Source organism: Paracoccus acridae (genome assembly GCF_014642735.1).
GTDB lineage: Bacteria > Pseudomonadota > Alphaproteobacteria > Rhodobacterales > Rhodobacteraceae > Paracoccus > Paracoccus acridae.
In genome coordinates, this window is the sequence record NZ_BMIV01000016.1 from 26,160 (window position 1) to 50,260 (window position 24,101).

At 65.3% G+C, this 24,101-nt stretch carries 23 protein-coding genes and 1 pseudogene; 3 read left to right on the forward strand and 21 right to left on the reverse strand.

All coding sequences use genetic code 11. The features are described 5' to 3' along the window. Positions 1-38 precede the first annotated feature (38 nt). The 12 genes from doeB to IEX25_RS16460 form a co-directional block, all read right to left on the reverse strand. Positions 39-1,052, reverse strand: a complete 1,014-nt coding sequence (gene doeB / locus IEX25_RS16405; protein WP_188716456.1) for a N(2)-acetyl-L-2,4-diaminobutanoate deacetylase DoeB — start codon at positions 1,050-1,052, stop codon at positions 39-41. Positions 1,053-1,056: 4 nt separating this feature from the next. Beyond that, positions 1,057-2,238 carry an ectoine hydrolase DoeA gene (gene doeA / locus IEX25_RS16410; protein ID WP_188716458.1) on the reverse strand — a complete coding sequence of 394 codons (1,182 nt, stop codon included), beginning with the start codon at positions 2,236-2,238 and terminating at the stop codon, positions 1,057-1,059. A gap of 10 nt (positions 2,239-2,248) precedes the next feature. Continuing rightward, on the reverse strand, positions 2,249-3,217 hold the full coding sequence (locus IEX25_RS16415) for a cyclodeaminase (protein WP_188716460.1): 969 nt from the start codon (positions 3,215-3,217) through the stop codon (positions 2,249-2,251). Beyond that, positions 3,214-4,167: a hydroxyectoine utilization dehydratase EutB gene (eutB, locus tag IEX25_RS16420; protein ID WP_188716462.1), complete on the reverse strand. Its 954-nt coding sequence runs from the start codon at positions 4,165-4,167 to the stop codon at positions 3,214-3,216. The genes IEX25_RS16415 and eutB overlap by 4 nt, the downstream gene beginning before the upstream one ends. Then, a complete protein-coding gene (locus tag IEX25_RS16425) occupies positions 4,164-4,907 on the reverse strand; it encodes an aspartate racemase/maleate isomerase family protein (RefSeq protein WP_188716463.1) in 744 nt (247 codons plus the stop codon). The genes eutB and IEX25_RS16425 overlap by 4 nt, the downstream gene beginning before the upstream one ends. Then, positions 4,904-5,563, reverse strand: a complete 660-nt coding sequence (ehuD, locus tag IEX25_RS16430) for an ectoine/hydroxyectoine ABC transporter permease subunit EhuD (protein WP_188716465.1) — start codon at positions 5,561-5,563, stop codon at positions 4,904-4,906. Before ehuD ends, IEX25_RS16425 begins: the two co-directional genes overlap by 4 nt. Then, complete coding sequence (gene ehuC, locus IEX25_RS16435) at positions 5,563-6,222, reverse strand: ectoine/hydroxyectoine ABC transporter permease subunit EhuC (RefSeq protein WP_188716468.1); 660 nt, start codon at positions 6,220-6,222, stop codon at positions 5,563-5,565. Before ehuC ends, ehuD begins: the two co-directional genes overlap by 1 nt. Before the next feature lie 60 nt (positions 6,223-6,282). Further along, positions 6,283-7,104: an ectoine/hydroxyectoine ABC transporter substrate-binding protein EhuB gene (gene ehuB, locus IEX25_RS16440; protein ID WP_229665348.1), complete on the reverse strand. Its 822-nt coding sequence runs from the start codon at positions 7,102-7,104 to the stop codon at positions 6,283-6,285. A 23-nt stretch (positions 7,105-7,127) separates the two neighbouring features. Then, complete coding sequence (gene ehuA, locus IEX25_RS16445) at positions 7,128-7,913, reverse strand: ectoine/hydroxyectoine ABC transporter ATP-binding protein EhuA (RefSeq protein ID WP_103173881.1); 786 nt, start codon at positions 7,911-7,913, stop codon at positions 7,128-7,130. Between the two features lie 94 nt (positions 7,914-8,007). Then, the gene (gene ehuR, locus IEX25_RS16450; RefSeq protein WP_188716472.1) at positions 8,008-9,396 is read right to left on the reverse strand and encodes a MocR-like ectoine utilization transcription factor EhuR; all 1,389 of its coding nucleotides are present in this window, start codon (positions 9,394-9,396) and stop codon (positions 8,008-8,010) included. Positions 9,397-9,503: 107 nt separating this feature from the next. Continuing rightward, positions 9,504-10,937, reverse strand: coding sequence for an aldehyde dehydrogenase family protein (locus IEX25_RS16455; RefSeq protein WP_188716474.1), 1,434 nt, complete (start codon positions 10,935-10,937; stop codon positions 9,504-9,506). Between the two features lie 111 nt (positions 10,938-11,048). After that, positions 11,049-12,452 carry an aminotransferase gene (locus IEX25_RS16460; RefSeq protein ID WP_188716476.1) on the reverse strand — a complete coding sequence of 468 codons (1,404 nt, stop codon included), beginning with the start codon at positions 12,450-12,452 and terminating at the stop codon, positions 11,049-11,051. A 141-nt stretch (positions 12,453-12,593) separates the two neighbouring features. Between IEX25_RS16460 and IEX25_RS16465 the strand changes: the two genes are divergently transcribed. From IEX25_RS16465 to IEX25_RS16475, 3 genes are all read left to right on the forward strand, one after another. Continuing rightward, positions 12,594-13,055 carry an Lrp/AsnC family transcriptional regulator gene (locus tag IEX25_RS16465; RefSeq protein ID WP_103173884.1) on the forward strand — a complete coding sequence of 154 codons (462 nt, stop codon included), beginning with the start codon at positions 12,594-12,596 and terminating at the stop codon, positions 13,053-13,055. A gap of 134 nt (positions 13,056-13,189) precedes the next feature. Then, positions 13,190-13,807 (forward strand): hypothetical protein, encoded by a 618-nt coding sequence (locus tag IEX25_RS16470; protein WP_188716479.1) that lies wholly within the window; start codon positions 13,190-13,192, stop codon positions 13,805-13,807. A gap of 478 nt (positions 13,808-14,285) precedes the next feature. Further along, positions 14,286-14,597: a DUF1127 domain-containing protein gene (locus IEX25_RS16475; protein ID WP_188716481.1), complete on the forward strand. Its 312-nt coding sequence runs from the start codon at positions 14,286-14,288 to the stop codon at positions 14,595-14,597. A 416-nt stretch (positions 14,598-15,013) separates the two neighbouring features. Here the strand turns inward: IEX25_RS16475 and IEX25_RS16480 are convergent, their stop codons facing one another. From IEX25_RS16480 to IEX25_RS16520, 9 genes and pseudogenes are all read right to left on the reverse strand, one after another. Continuing rightward, on the reverse strand, positions 15,014-15,481 hold the full coding sequence (locus IEX25_RS16480) for a DUF421 domain-containing protein (protein ID WP_188716482.1): 468 nt from the start codon (positions 15,479-15,481) through the stop codon (positions 15,014-15,016). A gap of 434 nt (positions 15,482-15,915) precedes the next feature. Then, positions 15,916-16,791 (reverse strand): NAD(P)H-hydrate dehydratase, encoded by an 876-nt coding sequence (locus tag IEX25_RS16485; RefSeq protein ID WP_188716483.1) that lies wholly within the window; start codon positions 16,789-16,791, stop codon positions 15,916-15,918. Beyond that, positions 16,788-17,552, reverse strand: coding sequence for a histidine phosphatase family protein (locus tag IEX25_RS16490; RefSeq protein ID WP_188716484.1), 765 nt, complete (start codon positions 17,550-17,552; stop codon positions 16,788-16,790). The genes IEX25_RS16485 and IEX25_RS16490 overlap by 4 nt, the downstream gene beginning before the upstream one ends. A 284-nt stretch (positions 17,553-17,836) precedes the next feature. Next, positions 17,837-18,871 (reverse strand): type I glyceraldehyde-3-phosphate dehydrogenase, encoded by a 1,035-nt coding sequence (locus IEX25_RS16495; protein WP_188716485.1) that lies wholly within the window; start codon positions 18,869-18,871, stop codon positions 17,837-17,839. Between the two features lie 44 nt (positions 18,872-18,915). Then, positions 18,916-21,813 carry an FAD-binding and (Fe-S)-binding domain-containing protein gene (locus IEX25_RS16500; protein ID WP_229665350.1) on the reverse strand — a complete coding sequence of 966 codons (2,898 nt, stop codon included), beginning with the start codon at positions 21,811-21,813 and terminating at the stop codon, positions 18,916-18,918. Between the two features lie 156 nt (positions 21,814-21,969). Further along, positions 21,970-22,644 (reverse strand): GntR family transcriptional regulator, encoded by a 675-nt coding sequence (locus IEX25_RS16505; RefSeq protein WP_188716487.1) that lies wholly within the window; start codon positions 22,642-22,644, stop codon positions 21,970-21,972. 101 nt (positions 22,645-22,745) lie between these two features. Continuing rightward, complete coding sequence (locus IEX25_RS16510; protein ID WP_229665352.1) at positions 22,746-23,468, reverse strand: GntR family transcriptional regulator; 723 nt, start codon at positions 23,466-23,468, stop codon at positions 22,746-22,748. A 54-nt stretch (positions 23,469-23,522) separates the two neighbouring features. Continuing rightward, positions 23,523-23,951 (reverse strand): GlcG/HbpS family heme-binding protein, encoded by a 429-nt coding sequence (locus tag IEX25_RS16515; protein WP_103173894.1) that lies wholly within the window; start codon positions 23,949-23,951, stop codon positions 23,523-23,525. A 45-nt stretch (positions 23,952-23,996) separates the two neighbouring features. After that, positions 23,997-24,101 (reverse strand): annotated as a pseudogene (locus IEX25_RS16520) (ornithine cyclodeaminase family protein); the annotation flags it as partial.

Consider the following 24,101-nt stretch of genomic DNA (forward strand, 5'->3'; position numbering starts at 1 on the left):
CTGCGGGGTTGCCAGCCCGCAGCCGAGGAGTTGGCCGGTTAGCCTTCCTCGACCTCGACGCCGATGACCGCGACGCAGTCGCCGGGCTTGACGATCCCGGGGAAATGCCGGGCCATCATCAGGCCCGACCGACGGGCATGAACGGTGACGGGCGGCAGGCCGGTGCGGGTCACGGGAAAGATCCGGGCGACGGGCTGGCCCTGGCTGACGGTGTCACCCAGGTCGGCCAGGAATTCGATCAACCCGCCATCCTCGGCAAAGGTGAAGCAATCCTCGTCGGGCATGTCCAGCCATTGCGTGGGCTGCGCCTGAACCTCGCCCTTCATCACCCCTGCGGCGACCAGCAGGTTGCGCAACCCGCGCTTGGCGATCCCTGCGGTGCGGGCGGTCGCCGTGCCGCCGCCACCCAGTTCGGTGGTGACGAAGGTCTTGCCCATCTCCTCGGCCGCGGTGTCGTACATGCCGACCGCGTCGATTTCCAGCATCTTGACCGACCAGGGGGCGCCAAAGGCACGCACCAGGTCGAAGGACTGCGCCTCCTGCCGCTTGTCGGGCAGGACATGGGCAGCGCAATAGGGCAGGAAATCCAGCGTCTTGCCGCCGGAATGGAAATCCAGCACCACATCGGCCATGGGCAGCAGCACGCGCTGGAAGTAATCCGCGATCTTCTGCGTCACCGTGCCGTCAGGACGGCCCGGAAAGCTGCGGTTCAGGTTCCCCTTGTCGATGGGGGATGTCCGCGTCCCTGCCCCGAAGGCCGGATAGTTCATCGCGGGCACGATGATGATGCGCCCTGTCACGTCCTCGGCCCTGATGGTCGAGGCCAGGTCGAAGAGCGCAATCGGCCCTTCGTATTCGTCGCCATGGTTCGCGCCCGTCAGCAGCGCGGTCGGCCCTTCGCCATTGTTGACGACTGTAATGGGGGTCATGATCGACCCCCAGGCCGCATCGTCGCGGGAATAGGGAAGGCGCAGGAAGCCGTGGCTGACCCCGGCGGCCGAGAAATCCACCGTCGCCGTGATCGGCGAAGGCGTCAGCTGCATCTGCAACATGGCCTCAGTCCTTCACGAACAGCTTGCGGGGGACCGATGCCAGCAGCTCGGGCGCGCCTTCGGTGATGATGATGGATTCGGTGATCTCCAGCCCCATCTCGTCGGACCAGAGGCCGGTCATGAAATGGAAGGTCATGCCCGGTTCCAGCACCGTCTTGTCGCCGGGACGCAGGGACATGGTGCGTTCGCCCCAGTCGGGCGGATAGCTGACCCCGATCGGATAGCCGGTGCGCCCATCCTTGGTGATGCCGTATTTCTTCAGCACGGCATAGAAGGCGCCTGCGAACTGTTCGCAGGTATTGCCGGCGCGGGCGGCCTCAAGCCCGGCCTCCATGCCCTCCAGCACGGCCTTCTCGCCATCCAGGAACACTTGCGGCGGCTTGCCCAGGAACACCGTCCGCGACAAGGGCGCGTGATAGCGGTTGTGGCAGCCGGCGATCTCGAAGAAGGTCCCCTCGCCCGCGCGCATCGGCCGGTCGTCCCAGGTCAGATGCGCGGCCGCCGCCTCTCGCCCCGAGGGCAGCAGGGGCACGATGGCCGGATAGTCGCCGCCGAAGCCGTCGGTCCCCCGGATCCCCGCGTCATAGATTTCGGCCACCAGATCGCATTTGCGCATCCCAGGCTCGATCTTCTCGAAGATGCGTTCGTGCATCTTCGTGACGATGGCGCCCGCCTTGCGCATGTAGTCCAGCTCGGTCGGTGACTTCACCGCCCGCTGCCAGTTCACCAGTCCCGTCGTGTCGTTGAAGCGCGCGTCGGGAAGGTGCCTTTGCAGCGCAGCGAAGGCGGCGGCGGTGAACCAATAATTGTCCATCTCGACGCCGATGCGTTTCGCACCCCAGCCCTTGTCCGTCAGGATCTGCGACAGCAGGTCCATCGGATGCTTCTGGGTGTTCATGACATAATCGTCGGCATAGCCGATGACGTTGGCATCAGTCAGGTAAGCCGTGAAGCGTGCGCCGACCGCGTCCATGCCGCGCCCGAAGAAGATCGGCTCTCCGTCCGGCGGGACCACGACGCATTGGTGGACATAAAAGGACCAGCCGTCATAGCCGGTCAGCCAGTTCATGTTGGACGGATCGGTGACGATCAGCAGATCGACGCCCTTCGCCTCCATCGCGCGGCGGGTCTTGGCAAGGCGTTGCGCGTATTCCTCGCGCGTGAATTTCAGTGCGACATCTGTCATGGGGTTGCTTTCAAGGGGTGAAGGTCTGGCCGGCCCCCGCCTTGGCAGCGCGGGCCAGGGCAAGGGTGGCGATGGCGGTGTCCTGGATGCCGGTGCCGGTCAGGTCGGCCAGGGTGATCTGCGTGTCGTCGGTGCGACCGGGGGCTTGCCCCGCCAGGATCTGGCCCAATTCGGGGAAATTGCCCTGCAGTCCGGCATGGGCCAACTCGCCCAAGGCGCGGGTCTGCGACAGCCGGTCGGCGACATATTGGGCTGCGGCAATCAGGCCGGGCGCGATCTCGTTCTTGTGCTCGGCGTCCGATCCCATGGCGGTGACATGGGTGCCCGGCGCGACACGGTGCAGGATGGGCGAGGTCGCGGGCGTGGTGGTGACGACGATGTCGGCCCCGGCCGTTGCATCCTCCACCGTCTGGGCGGCGGCGACGGGGATGGACAGTGCGGCGGTCATTTCCCCGGCAAAGGCCCGCGCCTTGGCGGGATCGCGCGCCCAGACGGTCGCGCCGGTCAGCGGCCGCACCAAAGCCAAGGCCTGCAACTGCATCCGCGCCTGCATCCCCGCGCCCAGGATCGCCGCCCGAACCGCGTCCTTGCGGGCCAGGGCATCGGCGGCAACGGCCCCTGCGGCGGCGGTGCGCACATCGGTCAGCCAGCCGTTGTCCAGAAGCAGCGCCTCGACCAGACCGGTGGTGGCGGAAAGGACCACCATCATGCCATTGGTCGATGGCAGTCCAAGCGCCGGATTGCCGAAGAAACCGGGCGAGATCTTGATGGCGAAATGGGACAGGCCCGGCACATAGGCGGTCTTCACGTCCACCTCTCCGCGATGTTCGGGAATGTCTAGCCGCAGGATCGGCGGCATGGCCACGGACCTGGTCGCAAGCGCCACGAAGGCGTCGCGGATGCAGGACACGGCCTCGGCGTCCAGCGGCACAAGCGCGCGCAGATCGGGTTCGGTCAGGATCTTCACCGGCGGTCTCATGCGGCCTCCGTGGCGCCGGCCATGACGCGGGCGTGCAGAACGGGGTCGATATTGGCCCCCGACAGGATGGTGACCGTGGGCCCGGCGGGAACGAATTTCCCGGCCAGAAGCGCTGCGGTGCCGACCGCCGCCGCGCCTTCGACCACATGGCCCGCACGGCCCAGGTGGCGGATGCCCTGGGCGATCTCGGCCTCGGTCAGCAGGATCACCTCGTTCAGCAGGTCGCGGCATAGCGGGAATGTCACGCGGTTCCCCAGCCCAATCCCCCCGCCCAGGCTGTCGGCTAGGCTGGCGGTTTCCACGACCTCGACCGGATGGCCGGCGCGAATGCTGGCGGCCATGGCCGCGCCGTTTTCCATGGTCAGGCCGATCACGCGCGTTCTGGGAGACAGCGCCTTGATGGCGACCGCGATCCCCGCCGCAAGGCCCCCGCCCGACAACGGCACCAGAACCGCCTCGGGTGCGCCGATCTCCAGGCCGATGGTCCCCTGCCCCGCCACCACGGTGGGATGGTCGAAGGGCGGGATCTCGGTCAGGCCCTCCTCGGAGACGGCGCGCGCGACCTCGGCCATGGCCTCGTCCTGGCTGTTGCCGACGATCCTAACCCTGGCGCCCAGATCGCGGATCGCCTGGACCTTGTTCGCGGGCACCAGCCGGGACAGGCAAACGGTCGCCGGAACGCCAAGCATCCGCGCCGCATGGGCCACCGCGCGTCCGTGATTGCCGGTCGAGGCCGTCACCACCCCCCGCACCTTTCCCTGCAACGACAGGATCGCATTCGCCGCCCCGCGAAGCTTGAAGGCGCCGGTGGTCTGGCGGTGTTCGCATTTCAGCCAGACGGGCCGACCCAGCCGTGCCGACAGGGCCGCATCCTCGACCAGCGGGGTCTGGACCACATGCCCTGCGATGCGGGACGCGGCGGCGCGGATGTCGTCCAGGGTGACGGTCATGCCAGCCTCATCAACTGGCCGGGAAGGGCCGCGCCCTTGTCGCCGCAGGCCCGCATTGCCGACCAAAGCGTGGCAAGGTTCGCGGAGACGACGGGCAGGCCCACCGCATCCTCGATCCGGGCCGCGATCCCGGCGGCGCGAACGGCGGTGCAGGCGATGAACAGGGCCTGACTGCCGGGCGCCACAGCGGCGCGGGCGGCGTCGATGATCGTCCCGTGGGACAGGCGGGCCATGGCGCGGTCATCGGTCATGTTCAGGCAGGACAGGCCTTGCAGCACGAACCCGCCGTCTTCGAAGCACTCGGCCATCGGCTGCGTGGTTGGCGGCGTATAGGGCGTCAGCAGCGTGATCCGGTCGGCGCCAAGCGCCCACAGCGCCGCGAACCCCGCCGAGATCGGCGTGATCGGTTCCGCCCCCGGCTTGCCCGCCCGGATCGCCGCGCGCACCCGGTCGTCGCCGATCACCACCGATGCCGAGGTGCAGCTATAGACCACGGCGTCCAGCGGCTCGTCCGGCAGGATCAGCGCCGCCGCCCGCGTCACGTCGCCCGCCATCGCGGCCAGGGTGTCCGGCGTGACCGGATTGGCAAAGGGGATCCGCGTGGCATAGACGCCGATGCCGCGCGGCGGCAGGGCGGCAAAGTCCACCTCGGTCGTGTGGTCGGTCGCCAGCGTCACCAGGCCCACGCGGCGTGGAAGCGGGCGGTCGTCCAGCGTCAGCGGCAGATCCAGCACGGTCATTTGCCGACCCTTCCATAGTGGCGTTCCAGCCAGCGCAGCCCGATTACCGAAATCACGCTGACGATCAGGAACATCACGCCGACCATCGTCATCGGCTCGACATAACGGTACGAACTGTTGGCAACCGAACGGGCCTGGTTCATCAGTTCCAGCACCGTGATGGCCGACAAAAGCGGCGTTTCCTTGAACATCGCCAGCAGGTAATTCGCCATGGCCGGGATCATCGGCGGCACCGCCTGGGGCAGGATCACATGGATCCAGGTCTGGCGGGCGGTCAGGTTGGTGGCCTTCGCGGCCTCCCACTGGCCCTTGGCCACGGCCTCGATCCCGCCGCGATAAACCTCGGCCGTATAGGTGGCGTAATGCAGACCCATGCCGATCACCCCCGCCGTCAGGGTAGGCAGGCGGATGCCCAGATCCGGCAGGACATAGAAGATGAAGTAAAGCTGCACCAGCAGCGGCGTGCCCCGGATGAACTCGACCACGAAGCCGGTCGTGCGCGCGACCGCACGGTTGCGCGACCGTCGCAGGATGGCAAAGACCAGGCCCAGCACGGCGGCCACCACGGCGCCAAGCGCGGTCGCGATCAGCGTGACCCGGAAACCCGCAAGAAGCTGGGGCAGGATCGACCAGGCGAAGTCCCAATCCCATTCCATCAGCGCACCCCGTCGAGGCCGCGCGTCACGCGCCGTTCATAGCTGCGGATCGCAAGCGACAGGACCGAGGACATTGCGAAATACAGCACCAGGATCGTGACGAAGGGCAGGAGGGTATTGCCGGTCTGGGATCGCACCACCTGCGCCTGGAAGGTCATGTCGGCCAGCGAGATCAGCGACACGACCGACGTGGCCTTCAGAAGCTCGATGGCATTGTTGCCGAAGGTCGGCAGCATCAGCGGCAGCGCCTGCGGCAGGATGACATGGCGCATCCGCTGGAAACGGGTCAGGTTGACGGCGATGCAGGCCTCGTACTGGTCGCGCGGCACGGCCAGGATCGCGCCGCGCACGACCTCTGCCCCATAGGCGCCGACGTTCAGCCCAAGCGCAAGCACCCCTGCCTGCATCGGCGTGGGCGCCCAGAGGCCGGTCATGGGCAGGACGAAATAGATCCAGAACAACTGAACGAAGATCGAGGTGCCCCGGAAGAACTCGATATAGGCGGTGGACAGCCAGCGCAGCGCGGCACGTCGCGAGATGCGGCCAAGGCCTGCGACGAACGCCACCACCAGGGCCAGGGCCGACCCCATCAGGGTCAGCTTGATGGTCACCCATGCCCCCTGAAGGATAAGCGTCAGATATCCAGACCAGTCGCCCATGCGCCGATGCCGCCTTTCTTCTGTCGGATGGATGGGCGGGATCCGGTCCCGCCCCCTTGATCATTCCTGCGCGCAGAGCGTCTCGCGGTTGGTCGAGATCGCGGCCTGGGCCGAGAAGCCGTAAGGCTCGATGATCCTGGCGAACTCGCCCGATTCCTTCAGCTTGGCCAGTTCCACGTCAAAGGCGTCGCGCAGGTCGGTGTCGCGCTTGTTGAAGGCTGCACCGTCGCAATAGACAGGGGCGCCCACGACCGGGGCAAAGACTTCCAGCTTGTCGTCGCCCGATTTCGCCAGCAGGTCATTCAGCGACAGGACCGGCAGCGAATAGGCGTCGATCCGGCCGTCCTGCACCATCTTCAGCCCCGATTGCGCATCGGGCACCACCACCAGACGGTCGCGTGGAACGCCGGCATCAAGGGCCAGCTTTTCCTCGGTCCCGCCGCCGGGGGCGCCCAGGCGGGCTTCGGGATCATTGGCGAAATCCTCATAGGACTGGAAGCCCTTGGGGTTGCCTGCCGGCAGCAGCAGCGCCTCGGCATCGCAAAGGATCGGTTCGGAATAGGCCACCGCGTCGCAGCGTTCGGGCTTCATGAACAGGCCCGCCGTGATGGCATCGACGCGGCCCGCCTGAAGGCTGGGGATCATCGCGCCGTAATCCAGGATCGAGGCTTCCAGATCCGCGACGCCAAGCGCGGCAAAGACGGCGCGCGCCACATCGGGCGCGGCGCCCGAGACCTTGCCGTCGGCGCCGATGGCGGTGAAGGGCGGCTCGTTGCCGATGGCGATGCGGACGGTGCCGGCATCCTTCAGGTCGTCCAGCTTGTCGGCCAAGGCGGGAAGGGGGGCTGCCAGAAGAACGGCAGCGATCAGGCATGTTTTCATCGTTCTCTCCTGTTGGGTGTCCATCACACGCGCTGTCCGGCGGCGATGATCTTGCGCAGGAAGGACTTCGTGCGGTCCTCTTGCGGCGCGGTGAAGATCTGGTCGGGCGGGCCTTGTTCGACGATGCGGCCCTTGTCGAAGAACAGCACGCGGTCGGCGAAATCATGGGCAAAGCCCATCTCGTGCGTGACCAGCAGCATGGTCATGTCGGTCTCATTGGCCAGGCGCTTCATCACCTCCAGCACCTCCTCGACCAGTTCGGGGTCAAGGGCCGAGGTCACCTCGTCGAACAGCATGATCTGCGGCTGCAGGGCCAGGGCGCGGGCGATGGCCACGCGCTGCTTCTGGCCGCCCGACAACTGGCTGGGCATGTAGTCGGCCTTGTCGGCCAAGCCCACCATGTCCAGCAATTCGCGGGCGCGGCGTTCCGCATCGGGGCGCTTTTCGCCCTTGGTCAGGATGGGCGCCATGGCGATGTTCTGCAGCACGGATTTGTGCGGAAACAGGTTGAAATGCTGGAAGACCATGCCGATGTGGCGGCGCATCTTGTGCAGATGGGCCTCGTCGGCCGGAACTTCGGCGCCGTTCTTCGTCATGTGGTAAAGCGGCTCGCCGCAGACCTCGATCCGGCCGCCCGAGATATCCTCCAGCGTCATCAGGATGCGCAGGATCGTCGTCTTGCCGGACCCGGACGGGCCGATCAAGGCCAGCTTCTCGCCCTTCATGACGTCGAAGTCGAGGCCGTCGATGACGGTCAGCGTCCCGAAGGATTTCCGAAGGTTCTGGATGCGGATGATCGGCTGGTCCAAGATGTCCCCCTGGCTGTCACCGCGACCTTTGACGCTGGATTAAATCAGGTCAATACAGAAAATAATATCATATCAATTTTAGCTGGGCCTTTGCTTAGCCGATCAGCGGAAGCAGCGGCTCGGCCGCGCTGCCGAGGCAATCCGTCACCAGCGAAAGACCTTTGCGCAAGTCGCTGGCACTGGTGGAACCCAGGGCGATGCGCACCGCATCGCGCCGCCCGCGATCGTCGATCCGAAAGGCCCCGCCCGAGGCCACCGCGACGCCGCGACGCCGCGCCTGGGCCACGAAATCATCCTCGTTGCTGCCAAGGGGCAATTCCAGCCAGAGGTGCAGGCTTTGCGGATGGGCGTGGAAGGATGCCTCGCCCAGAACCTCCTGCGCGATCCGGTGGCGTTCGCGCAACGCCTCGCGCTGCCACAGGATCAGCCGGTCCACGGTGCCGTCCGTGATCCAGTGGCTGAGCAGTTCCACCATCGCGGGCGTCGCCATCCAGTTCGTGACCAGGTGGCGGTTGGCGGTCGCAAGCGCGATGCGCGGCGGGGAAACCAGCCAGGCGACGCGCAGGCCGGGCAGCGTCGATTTGGTGAAGCCGTTGACATAAAGGACGCGTTCCGGCGCCAGGGTGGCAACGGGCGGCGGACGATGCTCGATCATGCTGTTCAGCATGTCGTTCTCGATGATCTGGATGTCGTGGCGGCGGGCGACCTCAACCAGTTCGCGGCGGCGTTCCAGGCTGCTGACGATGGCCATCGGATTGATCGCGGAAGGCTGTATGTAAACCGCATGAAGGCTGCCCTTGCGGGCCAGATGGTCCAGGGCGTCCGGCAGGATGCCGTCCCGGTCGAAGGGCAGCCCTTCAAGGTGCAGGCCCAGGTATTTGGACAGGGGGATCAGAAGATGGTGCGTCAGGGTCGCGGCCGCGATCGTGCCCCCTGCGGGAACCGCGCTCATCACGGCGGTGGTGACGGCCGAAGTTGCGCCATCGGTAATGGTGATGTTGTCCGGCGCCACATCCAGACCGTTCCGCCCCAGCCAGTCCGCCGCGATCTGTCTGTGCCCGGGCATGACCGAACTTGGCCGGAACGCCAAGGCCGCCGATTCGGTCAGGTTGTCCGCCACCCAGTGCAGGCCCTTGCGGAATATCTCGACATGCCTGCGTTCGGTGACGGGCTTCAGGATCGACAGGTCGATCAGCGCGGCCTCTCTCTGGGCAAGATAGGGCGCACGATTTTCCGACGCCGGGGCAAGCACGAAGGATCCGCGCCCCACCTCTCCGACCACAAGGCCGCGTCGGATCAGTTCCTCATAGGCGCGCGACACGGTCTGGACGGACAGGCCAAGATCATCGGCAAGCTTGCGATGCGGCGGAAGGCGGGCGCCGGCCGCGACGATGCCCTTGGCGATCGCCTGCGCGAACTGGTCGGCCAACGACTGATAGGCGGGACGACGCAGGGTCGCGGGGTTGGGAAGCCAGGACGTCATCATGATCCACGCCGAAGATGCATGGGGCATAATGACATGATTTCTGCGGGCCTGACCAGCGATGTATTTCGGTGCATGCCCCCGATTGAAGTGAATTTGTGCTGGTTTCAGGCCGGCCCGCGCCGATGCCGGCCGGCCACGGCCCTGTCGATGCAGACGACCTTGGGCTGGGTCATGTCCTCATAGGCGAAGCGGACGCCTTCGCGGCCCATGCTGCCATGCTTGAACCCCCCGAAGGGCATCGCATCGAAGCGGTAATCCGACGAGTCGTTCACCATCACGCCCCCCGCTTCGATCCGCCTTGCAGCGTCTAGGGCCAGGCCCAGATCGGATGTGAAGATCCCCGCATGCAGGCTGAAGTCGATGGCGTTGGCCATCTCGATCGCCGCGTCGAAGCTGTCGAACGGCTCCAGCGTGACGATGGGGGCGAAGGCTTCCTCGGACCAGATGGCCGCTTCATGCGGCACATTTTCCAGAACTGTCGGCGCATAAACGGCGCCTTCGCGGCGGTGCCCGGTCAGGACGCGCGCGCCAAGGGCCAGGGCCGCGTCAACGGCAGCTTCCGCGCGTTCGGCCGCGACGTCGGAGATCATCGGCCCCACATCGGTGGTTTCCAGCAAGGGATCGCCTGCGACAAGGCGGGCGGTGCGGGCGACGAAACGGTCGCGGAACGTGTCATAAACCTGCCGTTCGACAAGGATCCGCTGCGTGCCGATGCAGTTCTGCCCCGCAGCCCAGAAGGCGCCGGAAACCGATGCCTCGACAGCGTGGTCCAGATCCGCATCCGCCATGACGATGACAGGCGCGTTGCCGCCCAGATCCATCGCCAGCTTCTTCAGCCCCGCCCCACGGGCGATGGCCTCGCCGGTGCGGAAGCCGCCGGTGAAGGACACCATGCGCACCTCGCGCGCCGCGACAAGGGCTGCGCCCAGGTCCGCCCCTCCGACTGCGGTGGTGACGACCTCGTCGGGCAGGCCCGCGTCGATCAGCGCCTGCACCAGCGACAAGGCCGACAAGGGGGCCAGTTCCGACGGCTTGAGCAGGACGGCATTGCCCCCCGCGATGGCCGGTCCAAGCTTGTGGGCGACGAGGTTCAGCGGATCGTTGAAGGGCGTAATCGCCAGGATGATTCCCAAGGGTTCGCGGCTGAACCAGCCCATGCGGGATTCGGATCCGGCATAGGCGTCGAAGGGGACGACCTCGCCCGCGTTGCGGCGGGCTTCCTCGGCCGAAAGCTTCAGGGTGTTGACGCAGCGCCGGACCTCCTTGCGGGCCTGACGGATGGTCTTGCCGGCTTCGGCGGTGATCCGTCGGGCATGGACCTCGAGATCGGACCTGATGCGGTCGGCGGCGTTTTCCAGGATCTCGGCGCGCCGATGGCGCGGCAGGTCGCGGGCCAGGATCGCCCCGCGGCGGGCCCTGTCCAGCAGCATCCCGGTATCGGCTGCCGAAGTCTGTGCGACGGCACCGACGGGCAAGCCGGAAAACGGGTTGCGGACGGTGATGTCGGTGGTTGCGAAAGGCGAGATGGAGTTCACCATCGGCTCCTGTGACCTGTCAAAGGGTGCAAGGCATCGACTGCGGATTCGAACGAACCGCAGGACGGGGATCGGTCGGGACGCCGTGGCGCCCCCGCCGGAAGGCATCTGCAATCAGGCGAGCGCGGTTTCGCCCGCAAGCTCGTCCATCACCTCGCGCGCGGCCTCGGCCGCCAGGCCGACGATCTGGTCCACTTCTTCGCGCGTGACGACAAGGGGGGGCGCAAAGCCCAGGATGTCGCCATGCGGCATGGCCCGCGCAATCAGGCCGCGGGCGCGGGCGGCCGCAGAAATCCGCGCGCCGACCTTCAGGCCCGCATCGAAGCGGGTCTTCTTCTCCCGGTCGGCGACGAACTCGACCGCGCCCATCAGGCCGACGCCGCGCACCTCGCCCACGATCGGCATCTGGGCAAAGGCCTTGCGCAGTTCCGCCTGGAAGTATTCGCCCGTGATCCGCGCATTGCCCGGCAGATCCTCGCGTTCGACGATGTCCAGCACGGCATTGGCGCAGGCCGCGCCAATGGGATGGCCGGAATAGGTATAGCCATGCGAGAACGACCCGATCCGGTCCGCCGCCTCCTCCATCACCTGATAGACCTTCTCGCCCACGATGGCCGCCGACAGCGGGACATAGGCAGAGGTCAGGCCCTTGGCGACGGTGATCAGGTCCGGCTCCATCCCGTACTGGATGCTGCCGAACATGGCGCCGGTGCGGCCGAAACCGGTCACCACCTCGTCGGCGATCAGCAGGACGTCATGCTTGCGCAGCACCGCCTGGATCGCGGCCCAATAGCCTTCGGGCGGGGGGGTGATGCCGCCCGTTCCCAGCACCGGCTCGCCGATGAAGGCGCCCACGGTATCCGGGCCTTCGCGCAGGATCAGGTCCTCAAGCTCTTGCGCGCGGCGCGCCGAGAACTGCAACTCGGTCTCGCCCGGCTCGGCGCCCCAGTAATGATGCGGCGCGCCGGTGTGCTTGATCAGGCCCATCGGCAGGTCCATGTGATCGTGATAGAAGCTCATCCCCGTCATGGAACCGGACATCACCGAGCAGCCGTGATAGCCGCGTTCGCGGGAAATGATCTTCTTCTTGCCAGGCTTGCCCCGCAGGTTGTTGTAATACCAGACCAGCTTTGCCTGCGTCTCGTTGGCATCCGATCCCGACATGCCATAGAACACCTTGCTCATCTTGCCCGGCGCCATGCGGACCAGCCGGTCGGACAGGCGCGCAAGCTCTTCGGTCGTGTGGGCCGCATAGCTGTGGTAATAGGCCAGTTGATAGGCCTGGCGGCTGATCGCCTCGGCCACCTCGTCGCGGCCATAGCCGATATTGACGCAGTAAAGCCCGGCAAAGGCGTCGATCAACTGGTTGCCCTTGGCGTCCTGGATGCGGATGCCCTTGCCTCCGGTGACGATCGTCGGATCGCCCGTCTTGCCCGTCGCGAAATCCTTCAGCTGCGTAAAGGGATGAAGGACGCTGCGGCGGTCCATGTCGGCGATGTCGCGGATGTCGAGGCTCATGGGAATCCTTGATGTCAGATGATCGGCAGGTTACGCCGGGTTACCAAGATGATACCGGCTTGCAGCGGTCGTTTTTCTGCGAAATACAGAACCACACGCAGAAAAACTGCGCATCTGACATCTGATTCATGGATTCACGTCATGGACCTGGACAGTATCGACCGCCGCCTTCTTCAGGCGGTTCAGGAAAACAACCGCCTTCCGACCGAACAACTGGGTGAACTGGTCGGCCTTTCCGCGACGGCCTGCCAGCGGCGTCTCAGGCGGTTGCGGGCCGAAGGCGTGATCGAGGCGGATGTGTCGATCATCGCGCCCGAAGCTCTTGGCCGCCCGGTGCAGGTGCTGGTTCAGGTGTCCCTCGAACGCGAACGGGCCGACATCATCGACCGCTTCAAGGCGGCAATCAGGAAAACGCCCGAGATCATGACGGGTTATTACGTGACCGGAGAGGCGGATTTCATCCTGGTCGTGACCGCACGCGACATGGCCGATTATGAACAATTCACGCGCCGCTTCTTTTACGAGAACTCGCACATCAAGGGCTTCAAGACCATGGTCGTCATCGACCGGGTCAAGACCGGCTTCACGCTGCCCGTTGACTGAACCTCTTTTGGGCGCAGAAGCCCGCCATGTTGCCCCGCGGTCATTTGGCTTTCCACTCATCTTAAGCGATAGTGGTTATTCCCTCCGGGGGAACGCCCGAAGATATCGGCATGGGAACGAAGGGATTGATCGCAATGAAGGAATGTTCTGAAAAGCGCCCTTATGATCACCTGCTGGAATGCGCGGCCGAGCAGATGGCCCGGATCGCCCCTCTGCCTGAAATGGCGCTCGCGGCGCAGGAGGCTGGCGTCCCGCTGCAGAAGGCCCAAGCCTGGTTTGCCGATGATCAGGCACTCAGCATGGCGGTTGTCGAACAGCAGATGGTGCTTCTGACGGACCATCTGTCGCGTCGCGCAACGGCCGTGCCATCGGGCGATATCGTGGGCCAGCTTCGCGCCATGACCCACGCCTATGTCGAATGGTTCTTCGACAATCCGACAGGCGGTCGCCTGCTGGTAAGCCCCGCAGCCGTTGCCCTTCTGTCGCAACACAAGGTGGGTCGGTTTTCCTCGGCGATCTATGATCTTGCGCAGTCCATGATGGAACGCGCCCGTGACGCAGGCCTCATCAAGGCCGACATCGACGTTGCCGAAGTGTTGCTGACAATGCGGGCGCTGACGCTGGGCATTGTCGTGCTGCAAGACATGGACCATGCGCGGCTGTGGGGAAATCACACGGACCCGCAGGCAGCCCTGAAACGCGTCATGGACAGCTATTTCGATCTCGCCCTGCAGAAGGTCGATGGACGTTAGCCGGTGGGACCGGGTTCATCAAGGGAAGTGAAAGGCCGCCGCCAGGAGGAAGGGCCGTTTACAAAGTGCGGTCCAGCCAGGGCGAGGGCTTCATCCGGGATGGCCTTGACCCGCAAGGACGTTCACGATGCCGGAATGCCCACCACATGTTGAACATTGATGCTGAACTTCCCATATGTGGTTCATGCCTATCGTCTTGCAGCATAGCCGGCCCTTGCCGGGCTTCAGGGGGCCACTCCTGAACCGCGGCTGACCCCGCAGGCGGCCGGTCCGTGATCGGTGGCCACTGCGGGGGACGGAATTCACCACATCATCTGGCAACGAGGCGGCAGGGCGCGGGATCGCGGCGGCCGTTCTTCGATGCTCATGGAAGCATGGTCGTTACACCGACGGGCAGGGCTGACCGGTAACGACCCCGATGACACAGGAGGTCGCAATGTCGCATGATCCATCCACCACGAACCAACTTGCCACGCGGATGCCATTCCGCAATCAAGGCACCATCAATCTGACCGCTGCCATGGGCCGGCGGGTGAAAGCGGCGCTGTGCCGCTGGCAGAAGCAGCGGGCCGTCAGGACGCTGCAGGAGCTTGACGACCGGCTCCTCGATGACATCGGCCTGACGCGCAACGACATCCAGAAGGTGGTCGATGAACTTGTAGGTCCGCCGCCTCGTCCGGGGCGACCCGAAGGACCCAGCCTGACAAGGACAAACGAGCCCGTTCCGGCCAGGGAAGCGCGAAAGCCGGGGCCGGTCTGGGACGTGTACCAGTCCTGGAGAGACCTGTGAGGGCCCCGGCCGTGCCGATCCCCGGCGTCCCGCCGTCGCGGGAGGAACGAGCGCGTCAGGAAAGCCTGGCCCGCTGGGAGGATGACGGGGGACGCCTGTTCGCCTTCGCTGCCGCGCCCCGGACGGGAAGGGTGCTTGGCGCACCCGGTCGCGGCTCTCCTCGGGCTTCTGTCTGACGCCTGCGTCCGGCCCGGCCATGGCTGGATCCCGGGGGGATCGAAGGCCGCCGGGCCGGTTCGCGTCATCAAGGGCCCTGCCCTGTCCGCGAAATCCAAAGGACCCCCGACGCCCTGCCGCTGCCTGCGCCCGGACACGGACGTCAGGCGCAGGCCGCGGGTGTTCATCGCTTGCATCGCCCCGCGAAGGTCAACCGCCTTCCAGGCCGTGTTTGGACGCCGCGCATCTGGCCGGACGCCTCAGCTTGGCTCCATCCTGACGACGCTCAGCCGCCCGTCGCTTTCCACATAGGCTGATCGAACCTCGGAAATCTCGTCGATGCCGTTCAGGCGCAGGTGGCTGATCAGTTCCTCGGGGGTCAGAAGCTCCCTGCGCATGTTGCGGGGGATCGTCTGCCCGTCCTTGACCACCTGCAGGGGGTCATGTTCGATCAACCGCTCGAACCACCTGAAGCTGAACGACAGCCGATTGGTCAGGTAGTTCAGCGCCAGCATTGTCACGATCTGCACCGTCCCGTCGGCCAGCGAGCTGTAATCCCCAAGCGCATGAGAGGCAGCCTCGGTGATCAGAAGCAGGAACACCAGGTCCATCGGCGCCAGCTCGCCGCCCGTCCGCCGCGGAAGCAACCGAAACAGCACCATGAACAGGACAAACAGGAACGCGCCGCGCGCGATCAGTTCAAGAAGCGGAGTTTCAAGCTGGAACATGCCAAGTGACCTTCATGTCGATAAGCTTCCTCAATCCGGGCCGGACGGGTTTGTTCCTTTCGCCAAGGGCGCCTCGCCCCGCTTGGTGCCATCGTCCCTCGCCGTCCTTGCACGCCGGCGATCTGAACGGCGGCCGCCAAGGTCGCGCGGTTGGTCCCAGTAAGCCTTTGCTTCTTCGACCTGGCGGCGGCGAACGGGACGGCCTTCTGCACCTGTCTCGGCCTGAACCTTCAGGCCGCCGTGCAACCGCCAAAAGGCGGAACAAGCCTCCTCCATTGCTGCCGCGTCTGGCTTTGCCACCGGGGCGGGGCAGGTCCGCCTGGGGCGCACGGGCCGGCTTTGGCGCCCTTGCCGGCATCGGGGTTCAGGATCGGCAGGTAGGTCGCCCGCCTTCGGTCACTGGCCTTGCCTGCGGAAGGGGCATTGCCGGGCAATCAGAACCCGCGCATCAAGCTTGGTATCTCGGCGGGAAGCTGCCGCGCCAGAAATCCCATCGGCCCGTGACGCTCGGACAGACGGCGGCCCGCTTCGCCGTGCAGCCAGACACCCCAGCACGCGGCTTCCCAGTTGCCCAGTCCTCGCGCGCTCAGCCCCGCGATGATCCCGGTCAGCACATCCCCGGAACCGCCGGTGGCAAGTCCTGCCCCGCCTCCGCCATAAAGGGCGGTGTCGCCCCCTGGACCCGCCAGCATTGTCGTCGGCCCCTTCAGGATCACCACGGCACCCAGGTCCTGCGCCAGTTGCACAAGTATCCTCGCACGGTCCTTCGTCACCACATCCCGGTCTTCCCCGGTCAGCGCCGCCATCTCTCCGGCATGGGGCGTCAGGATCAGGCGGCCTGCCATCCGGCGCAGCAAGGGCAGGCGGTCATGGCCCGCGGCCACCGCGGCCGCGTCAAGGATCACGCTGCAGGCATTGGCCCGGGGCAGGATCGCATCGAGGATCCGGCCTGCCACGTCGGCGGATCCCATGGCCGGGCCGATCCCCAGGCAATCGCAATGGTCCAGCAGTTCCTCCACCGGGCCGGTGCCCGCAATTTCGCCGGCTTCGTCCGTGGGCAGGGCGAACATCCCCGCCTCGGGAAGCAGCACCCCCAGGGGGATCGCCAGCATGTCGGGCACGGCCAGTTGCACCTTGCCGGCGCCCGACTGGAACGCCGCCTCGGCGGTCAGGCGCACCCCGCCGGGCACCCGCGCCGAGCCGCCGACCAGCAGCACGCGACCGCGCTCGTTCTTGTCCACGTCGCCATGAACCGGCAGCGGATGGGCCCGCAGCCATGCGGCGTCCAGCGGGACCGGTCCCTCGCTCATCCCCGGCTGCCTGCGATGGCGTCCGGGTTGGACGTGACCGGCGTCTTGTCGGCCACCATCGGCGCGATGACGTTGTAGCGCAGCAGCTTCATCTCGCCATCGCCTTCCTCGGTTTCGGCGAAGCAGTATTCCGTGATCGAACAGTTCGCCACATCCCCTTCCGCGTCGATGGCCAGGATTTCCTCCTCGGTCAGTCCCTCGATGATATAGCGCAGGCACAGGACCACCACCTGATGGGCGACGATCATGACCCTGCAGCCGCCATGGTGAAGCCCCACGGTGTCAAGCAGCGAGCGCAGGCGGAAAATGACATCGCACCAGCTCTCGCCCCCCGGCGGCCGGTGATAGAACTTGCCAAGCAGCCGGCGCAACTCGGCCTGCTGCGGTTCTTCCTCGCGCACGCCCATGGTCGTCAGCCCGTCAAGGATGCCGAACTCCTTCTCGCGCAGGCGCTCGTCAAGGCGCAGGGCCAGGGTGGGCCGGCAGCCGCCGGCATCCCGGAAGATCTCGGCGGTCTGGCGCGCGCGCAGGTAAGGCGAACACATCAGGACATTGGGCCGCGCGCCTTCCTCGCCTTCCGCAAACCAGCGGCCCAGGGCAAGCGCCTGATCGCGCCCAAGCGCCGAAAGGGGGATGTCCACGTCGCGGGCGATCAGATCGATGCGACGCTGCCCCGCCTCATGCGCCTTTTCGCGCGCGACGTTGCCGGCGCTCTGCCCGTGGCGCACCAGCCACAGCCGTTCGGGCCATCTTGGCGTCATGGTCACCCCTGCCCCTGCATGGTATCGCAGGCCAACGAGCAAGGGCAGCCAACGGTTCAGTCGCCCGATGCCAAATCATCCGTGGCGGCATCTTTATCTGCCGGTTTCTTGCCCATGCCCAGGCTTTGACCGATGCGGATGCGCCGGTGGGGGATGATGCGGGGCACGGATGAGATGCGCAGAGGCCTTCGAAAGCAATCCCGCGATCATCAGAAACAAAGCAGAGTGAAAGGGCTTTCCGGCCGAGGCCAGTTCACGCCGACATCGGTGGCATCGGTCGGAAATCAGAAGACAGCGGAACAGGCCGCTGGCGCATGTTCCTTCCTGCCCTTCATCATCAAGCGGGCCATGTCCAACATGCGGCAGGAAAACCCCCATTCGTTGTCGTACCACCCGAAAACCCGCACCAAATCGCCAGATACCGACGTCTCGGGGCCCGATATCACGATCGATTCAGGGCGGGCTCGAAGATCGCTGGATACCAAGGGCTTGTCTGTCCAGCCCATGATCGGCGAACTTTCCGACGCGGCCTTCAGGACCGAATTGACGGAAGCAACGTCGAGTGCGCGCGCGCTTTGGAAGCTGAGGTCGATGCATGACACGCTGGCGGTCGGCACCCGGATCGCGCGGGCCATCACGCGACCGGCCAATTCCGGCAGCACGACGTCGATCAGCCTGCCCGCGCTTGTCGAGGTGGGCACCATGGACAATGCCGCGGCACGCGACCGCGCCGGATCGCCACGAAGCTTGTCCACCGTGGGCTGGCTTCCGGTATAGCAGTGAACGGTGGTCATCTGCCCCGATACGACGCCGAAGGCATCGTGCAGGATCCGCAGCAGGGGTGCCAGGGCATTGGTCGTGCAGGACGCGTTCGACACGATCCGCTGGCCTTCAAGCCGGTCCTGGTTGGCGCCGATGACCACCGTGATGTCGGCCTGATCCGAGGGGCCGGAGATCAGGACCGATCCTGCACCCGCCCGCAGGCCGCGTTCGACGATGGCCCGTGAACCGGCCAGTCCCGTGCATTCCAGGACGATGTCCACCCCTGCCAGGTCAAGGTCGCGAAGATCGGGCACCGAATGGAACGGTATGGATCGGCCATCCACGACAAGGGCATTCCCGGCCGTTTCAACCCGGCCAGGCCACGGGCCGAAGACGCTGTCATATTCGAACAGATAGGCGCAATCCGCCAAGGCCTCGATATCGTTGATCAGGACCAGATCCAGATCGTCATACCCACCCTGCGCAAGGATGCGCAGGATGGTTCGTCCGATGCGCCCGAACCCGTTCAGGGCCAGCCGGGTTCTTCTGTCGCTCATGCCCCGCTCCGCTGCATCTGGAAACTATTTCCAGAACGTGCGGATCATCCTTTCCGCAAAGCCTGGTCAAGAACAAGGGCGACATGGATCGCATCCCGGCCCGTGCCGTCGTGGATCTGGTGACGGCAGCTGGTTCCGTCCGCGACGATCAGGTCTTCCGCACCGGCTTTCCGCACCGCGGGCAGCAGCGACAGTTCCGCCATCTTCTTCGACACCTCGATGTTCTCGGTCGCATAGCCGAAGGCGCCCGACATGCCGCAGCACGAACTTTCGATGACCTTCACGTCAAGGCCGGGAACGCTGCGCAGCACCGTCTCGACGGAACCCATTGCGGCGAAGGCCTTCTGGTGGCAGTGGCCGTGAAGATGGGCCACCCGGCCGCCCTGATCCGCCAAGGGAATGTCGATCAGTCCCGCGCGAAGGTCGGCCGCCAGGATTTCCTCGAACAACAGGGCCTTGCCCTGGATGAAACCCGTGTCGCTTGCAGGCAGCAAGGCCGTCATCTCGTCGCGGAAGCCCATGATGCAGGACGGCTCCAACCCGATCACGCGGGCGCCGCGTTCAACAAAGGGCCGCAGGGCATCCAGCGTCCGCTTAGCCTCAAGGCGCGCCGCATCCGTCTGGCCCGAGGCAAGATAGGTCCGGCCGCAGCACATGGGGCGGCTGCCGCCCGATGTCGGCTGGACCCGGTGAAGGCGATAGCCCGCAGCGATCAGCACCCGCATCGCCGCATCCAGGTTCTCGGGTTCGAAATAACGGTTGAACGTGTCGCCGAACAGGACAAGGTCGCGACCATCCCCAAGGACATCCTCGGGCCGGGCAATGCGGTTTGTTTCCTTCCAGGGACGGCGCCATTTCGGCAGGCTGCGCTGCGCCGAGAAACCGATCATCCGTTCCGACAATCTGGCCAACAGCGGGATACGGTCGCGCAGGTTCAGAAGCGGCGCCAGCCAGCTGGCGTAACGGGCGTATCGGGGAAGATGGGCGATCAGCCGTTCCCGCAGCGGCAAGCCGTGCTTGGCATGGTAGTGGTGCAGGAACTCGATCTTCATGCGCGCCATGTCCACGCCGGTCGGGCAGTCGCGCTTGCAGCCCTTGCAGGACACGCAAAGATCCAGGGTCTCCTTCATGTCGCGGGACGTGAAGGCGTCGGGTCCAAGCTGCCCCGATATGGCCAGCCGCAGCGAATTCGCCCTGCCCCGCGTCAGATGCTGTTCGTCCAGCGTCGCCCGATAGGAGGGGCACATGGTCCCGCCCGCCAGCTTGCGGCAGGTGCCGTTGTTGTTGCACATCTCGACCGCCGAACCGAAACCGCCCCAGTCCGACCAGTCAAGCGCGGTCTTGTGCGGTTCGGTGGCGGCATAGCCGGGCATGAACCGCATCAGGCTGCGGTCGTCCATCTTCAGCGGCCGGACGATCTTGTTGGGGTTCAGCCGGTTCTGGGGATCGAACTCGTCCTTCACCGTTTCGAAGGCGCGGGTCAGCTTGGCGCCGAACATCGGCTCGACGAATTCGGACCGCGAGATGCCGTCGCCATGTTCGCCAGAGAATGATCCCTTGTATTTCCGCACCAGGTCGGCGGTTTCCTCGGCGATGGCGCGCATCTTGCGGACGCCGTCTTCCTCTTTCATGTTCAGGATCGGACGGACGTGCAGGCAGCCGACCGAGGCATGGGCATACCAGGTTCCCACCGTCCCGTGCTTCGCGAAGACATCGGTCACGGCATCGGTATAGTCGGCCAGATGTTCCAGCGGCACGGCACAGTCCTCGATGAAGGACACCGGCTTGCCGTCGCCCTTCATCGACATCATGATGTTCAGGCAGGCCTCGCGCACTTCCCAGACGGGCTTCTGGCGCGCGGGCTCGATCACCTCGACCACGGCATCCGGGAAGCCGTGGTCCGACATGCACTGGTCAAGCCGCTTCAGATCGCGCTTGAGCGCGTCCAGATCGTCGCCCGCGAATTCCACCAGAAGCAGGCAGTTCGGCGTGCCCCGGGTGATGTCGCCAAGCGTCTTGACGAACAGGGGAATGTCGGCCCCCAGGACCAGAACGTTGTTGTCCACCAGTTCGACCGCAACCGGATCAAGGGCGACGATGTGCCGGGTCGTCTCCATCGCCTGGCGGAAGCCGGGGAAGTGGCAGACGCCCATCACCCGGTGCCTGGGCAGCGTCGAAAGCTTCAGGGTGACGCCGGTGGTCAGGGCCAGCGTGCCTTCGGATCCGACCAGCAGATGCGAATAGTTCGGCTGTTCGGGCAGCAGTTCGTCCAGGTTGTAGCCGCCAACCCGCCGCTGGACCTTGGGGAAGATCGTCTCGATGTCGGTCCTGTGCAACTGGGCAAGCGCGGTCAGCCGTTCCATGATCCCGCGCATGCGCGGGGACATGCCCTCGAACGACGGCCCCATGCCCGGCGAGAACCGTTCGCCGTCGTGAAACATCCCGTCCATCGCCAGAACATTGTCCACGGTCTTGCCAAAGCGCAGCGACCGCGCCCCGGAGGAGTTGTTCCCGCACATTCCCCCGATGGTGCAGCGCGAGGCCGTCGAAGGCTCGACCGGAAAGAACAGGCCATCCTTGCGCAGAAAATCGTTCAGGGTGTTCAGGACGGTGCCGGGCCGGACCCGCACCGTGCGCGACGCGGGATCGTAATCCGTGACGCCGTTGAAGTGCCGGGACATGTCCAGGATCAGCCCGTTCCCGATCGGCTGGCCGTTCTGGGACGTCCCCCCGCCCCTTGCGATGACCGGCACGTCATGCGCCGCCGCAATCGCCAACGCGGCCTGGATATCGGCCTCGTGCTTCGGAAAGACCACGCCTTTCGGCATGACCTGATAGATCGAGGCATCGGTCGCGTAACGGCCGCGGGTGAAGCTGTCGAAACGAACCTCTCCTTCCATTTCCCGACCAAGCGCAGTTTCCAGATCCCGCTGACGCGTCATGGCCTGCGCGGCCGGTGGCATGGTGCGATTGGCAGGTGCGTTCATAGGCCAGGGCTTTCGTCGGGAACAGGTTCATGTCCGTCGCAACACGATCTTGAGGCAACCCTAGCACATCACAAAATGAATTCAATAATGAATTCATTTTTGCGTCAGCAGTCACTCCGCGATCTGGCGAAGGATCGCGTCGCGGGTGCTTCTCAGATGGGCAAAGAGGACCGTCGCAATCGCTGCACCGTCCCTTTTCCTCAGGGCGTCCAGGATCAACTCATGCTCTCGGACTGCCTCGCGCCAGCGTTCGCCCTGGGCATCGCTGCTGGCTGTGTACCGCGCGCGACGCAGGCGCATCTGAAGCGACCGGGCCATGGCATCAAGCGCAGCATTTCCGGCGGCTGAAAACAGCGCCTCATGGATCGCCTGGTTGCACTGGAAATAACGGGGGCGGTCTCCTCGCAGGAAATTGGCATACATTTCCTGGTGAAGTTGTTCGATCTGCTGGAATTCCTCGTCGGTGATCCGTTCGCAGGCAAGGCGGCCGGCAAGAGCCTCGAGACCGGCCATGAGGTCCATAAGATCGGCAACCTCTGCCCGCGTCAGAACCTTGATCCTCGCCCCTCGATTGGGAAGAAGCTCGATCAGGCCGTCGGCCGCAAGCACCTTCAGCGCCTCTCGCATCGGCGTCCGCGAGATCCCGAATTCCTCGCAAAGCTCCCGTTCCGGCACCTTGGCCCCGGCAGGCAGGCTTGTTTCGTTGACCCAGTCCCGCAGCCTTTGGACGATCTCGTCATGCATCGTCGTGGCTGCAAACCGCTTCAGGCCGTTATCAATATGCATCGCCAATCCGTCAGTTGCATTACGTCAGCACTAACATGCCATAAAAATTGCATGCAATCGAGGCGACATGGAATGACATCAACAAAATTCGGATGCGGCCTTCACGTCCCGCCGGATGTCGCCAATCCCGCCACCGACAGCGCGTCACGCACCGCATCCGCCGTCCGCATGACGTGGTCCCGCAGGACCCTGGCACAAAGACCTTCGTCCCGTGCTTCAAGGGCGGACAGGATCTTCTCGTGATCCTGCACGGCGCGCGCCCAGTCCTCGTCGCTTTGCCGCACGGTGTGGCGGATATTCCTGATCCTCAACTCCATATTGCTGTAAAGCATCTGGAGCGCGCCGTTCCGGGCTGCCTCGAAGATCGACAGATGTATCTTCCGGTTCAGCCTGGCATATTCCAGGTTGTCCCGCCTGTCATAGGCCGCAACCATCTGCCTGTGCAGGCCCTTCAACTCGGCCAGTTCGGCATCGGTCATGTTCCTGCAGGCCAGTTCGGCCGCCAGGGCCTCGAGCGCGGCGATGATCGGAAACAGTTCCTGCCGCTCGGCCTCGGTGATGACGCTGACCCGCGCCCCGCGCTGCGGCAGCAACTCGACCAGACCCTCGGTGGCCAGGACCTTCAAGGCCTCGCGCAAGGGCGTCCGGGATATGTCGAACGCCTCGCATAACTCCTTTTCGGGGATCTTCTGGCCGGGCGCCAGCTTCCCGTCCACGATCATGGTGCGAAGTTCTTCGGCGATCTGGCTGTGCAGCGTGGCGCGAGCGAATGGGGGACGGGCTTGCCGTTGCTCATTGCCTGCCACGATGCTGGACCTCTTCACATGCATGTTCCGGTGAAAGTATAGTCAGGCCGGATGCCGAGGGAAACCATCGTTTCAGCCCGGATCGGCGGTCAGGCCGACCGCTTCGATCGCATGGACAGCACAGGCTTCGTCATTGTCCGAACTGTCGCCCGTGATCCCGATCGCGCCGATGATGACGCCGTCCTTGCGGATCAGGACACCGCCCGGAACCGGGACAAGGCTGCCCCCCGCAAGGGAATTCATGGCCTGGATGAAATAGGGCTGTTCCTGCGCCCTCTTGTAAAGCGCCCGAGAGCCGAGGCCCATGCCGATGGCGCCCCGCGCCTTGCCCTGCGCGATCTCGGGCCGCAGGAAACTGGTGCCGTCCTGGCGCAGCAGCACCTTCAGATTTCCTGCGGCATCAAGGACCGCGACGGTCAGGGGGTTCAGGTCAAGCTCCTGCGCCCTTTGGAGGCAGCGTTCCGCAAGATCCTGGGCGAGGGACAAGGTCAGGTCGGTCATGGTATCATCCGTGTTGTTGCCGAAACGACTGTAAAGGTCTTTCCTTCAGAGATCGACCTTTGCGGCCTTTCCTTGTTGTTTGGCGAGTTCCACGACGGCGGATGCGACGGCGAGGTCCTGAAGGCCCACGCCGGTGCCGTCGAAGATGGT

Coding starts and splice junctions, on each gene's coding strand:
- IEX25_RS16425 (WP_188716463.1), bottom strand. CDS start 4,907: ATGACCGTGCTGGATCTGCCGCTGACGCTGGACGACCGCCCGCTTCCA.
- doeB (WP_188716456.1), bottom strand. CDS start 1,052: ATGTTGCAGATGCAGCTGACGCCTTCGCCGATCACGGCGACGGTGGAT.
- IEX25_RS16500 (WP_229665350.1), bottom strand. CDS start 21,813: ATGACGCGTCAGCGGGATCTGGAAACTGCGCTTGGTCGGGAAATGGAA.
- IEX25_RS16490 (WP_188716484.1), bottom strand. CDS start 17,552: ATGACGCCAAGATGGCCCGAACGGCTGTGGCTGGTGCGCCACGGGCAG.
- IEX25_RS16470 (WP_188716479.1), top strand. CDS start 13,190: ATGAAGGAATGTTCTGAAAAGCGCCCTTATGATCACCTGCTGGAATGC.
- ehuD (WP_188716465.1), bottom strand. CDS start 5,563: ATGGAATGGGATTGGGACTTCGCCTGGTCGATCCTGCCCCAGCTTCTT.
- eutB (WP_188716462.1), bottom strand. CDS start 4,167: ATGACCGTCACCCTGGACGACATCCGCGCCGCCGCGTCCCGCATCGCA.
- IEX25_RS16455 (WP_188716474.1), bottom strand. CDS start 10,937: ATGGTGAACTCCATCTCGCCTTTCGCAACCACCGACATCACCGTCCGC.
- ehuR (WP_188716472.1), bottom strand. CDS start 9,396: ATGACGTCCTGGCTTCCCAACCCCGCGACCCTGCGTCGTCCCGCCTAT.
- IEX25_RS16515 (WP_103173894.1), bottom strand. CDS start 23,951: ATGACCGACCTGACCTTGTCCCTCGCCCAGGATCTTGCGGAACGCTGC.
- ehuB (WP_229665348.1), bottom strand. CDS start 7,104: ATGAAAACATGCCTGATCGCTGCCGTTCTTCTGGCAGCCCCCCTTCCC.
- IEX25_RS16475 (WP_188716481.1), top strand. CDS start 14,286: ATGCCATTCCGCAATCAAGGCACCATCAATCTGACCGCTGCCATGGGC.
- IEX25_RS16465 (WP_103173884.1), top strand. CDS start 12,594: ATGGACCTGGACAGTATCGACCGCCGCCTTCTTCAGGCGGTTCAGGAA.
- IEX25_RS16485 (WP_188716483.1), bottom strand. CDS start 16,791: ATGAGCGAGGGACCGGTCCCGCTGGACGCCGCATGGCTGCGGGCCCAT.
- IEX25_RS16460 (WP_188716476.1), bottom strand. CDS start 12,452: ATGAGCCTCGACATCCGCGACATCGCCGACATGGACCGCCGCAGCGTC.
- IEX25_RS16480 (WP_188716482.1), bottom strand. CDS start 15,481: ATGTTCCAGCTTGAAACTCCGCTTCTTGAACTGATCGCGCGCGGCGCG.
- IEX25_RS16505 (WP_188716487.1), bottom strand. CDS start 22,644: ATGCATATTGATAACGGCCTGAAGCGGTTTGCAGCCACGACGATGCAT.
- ehuC (WP_188716468.1), bottom strand. CDS start 6,222: ATGGGCGACTGGTCTGGATATCTGACGCTTATCCTTCAGGGGGCATGG.
- IEX25_RS16495 (WP_188716485.1), bottom strand. CDS start 18,871: ATGAGCGACAGAAGAACCCGGCTGGCCCTGAACGGGTTCGGGCGCATC.
- doeA (WP_188716458.1), bottom strand. CDS start 2,238: ATGACAGATGTCGCACTGAAATTCACGCGCGAGGAATACGCGCAACGC.
- IEX25_RS16415 (WP_188716460.1), bottom strand. CDS start 3,217: ATGAGACCGCCGGTGAAGATCCTGACCGAACCCGATCTGCGCGCGCTT.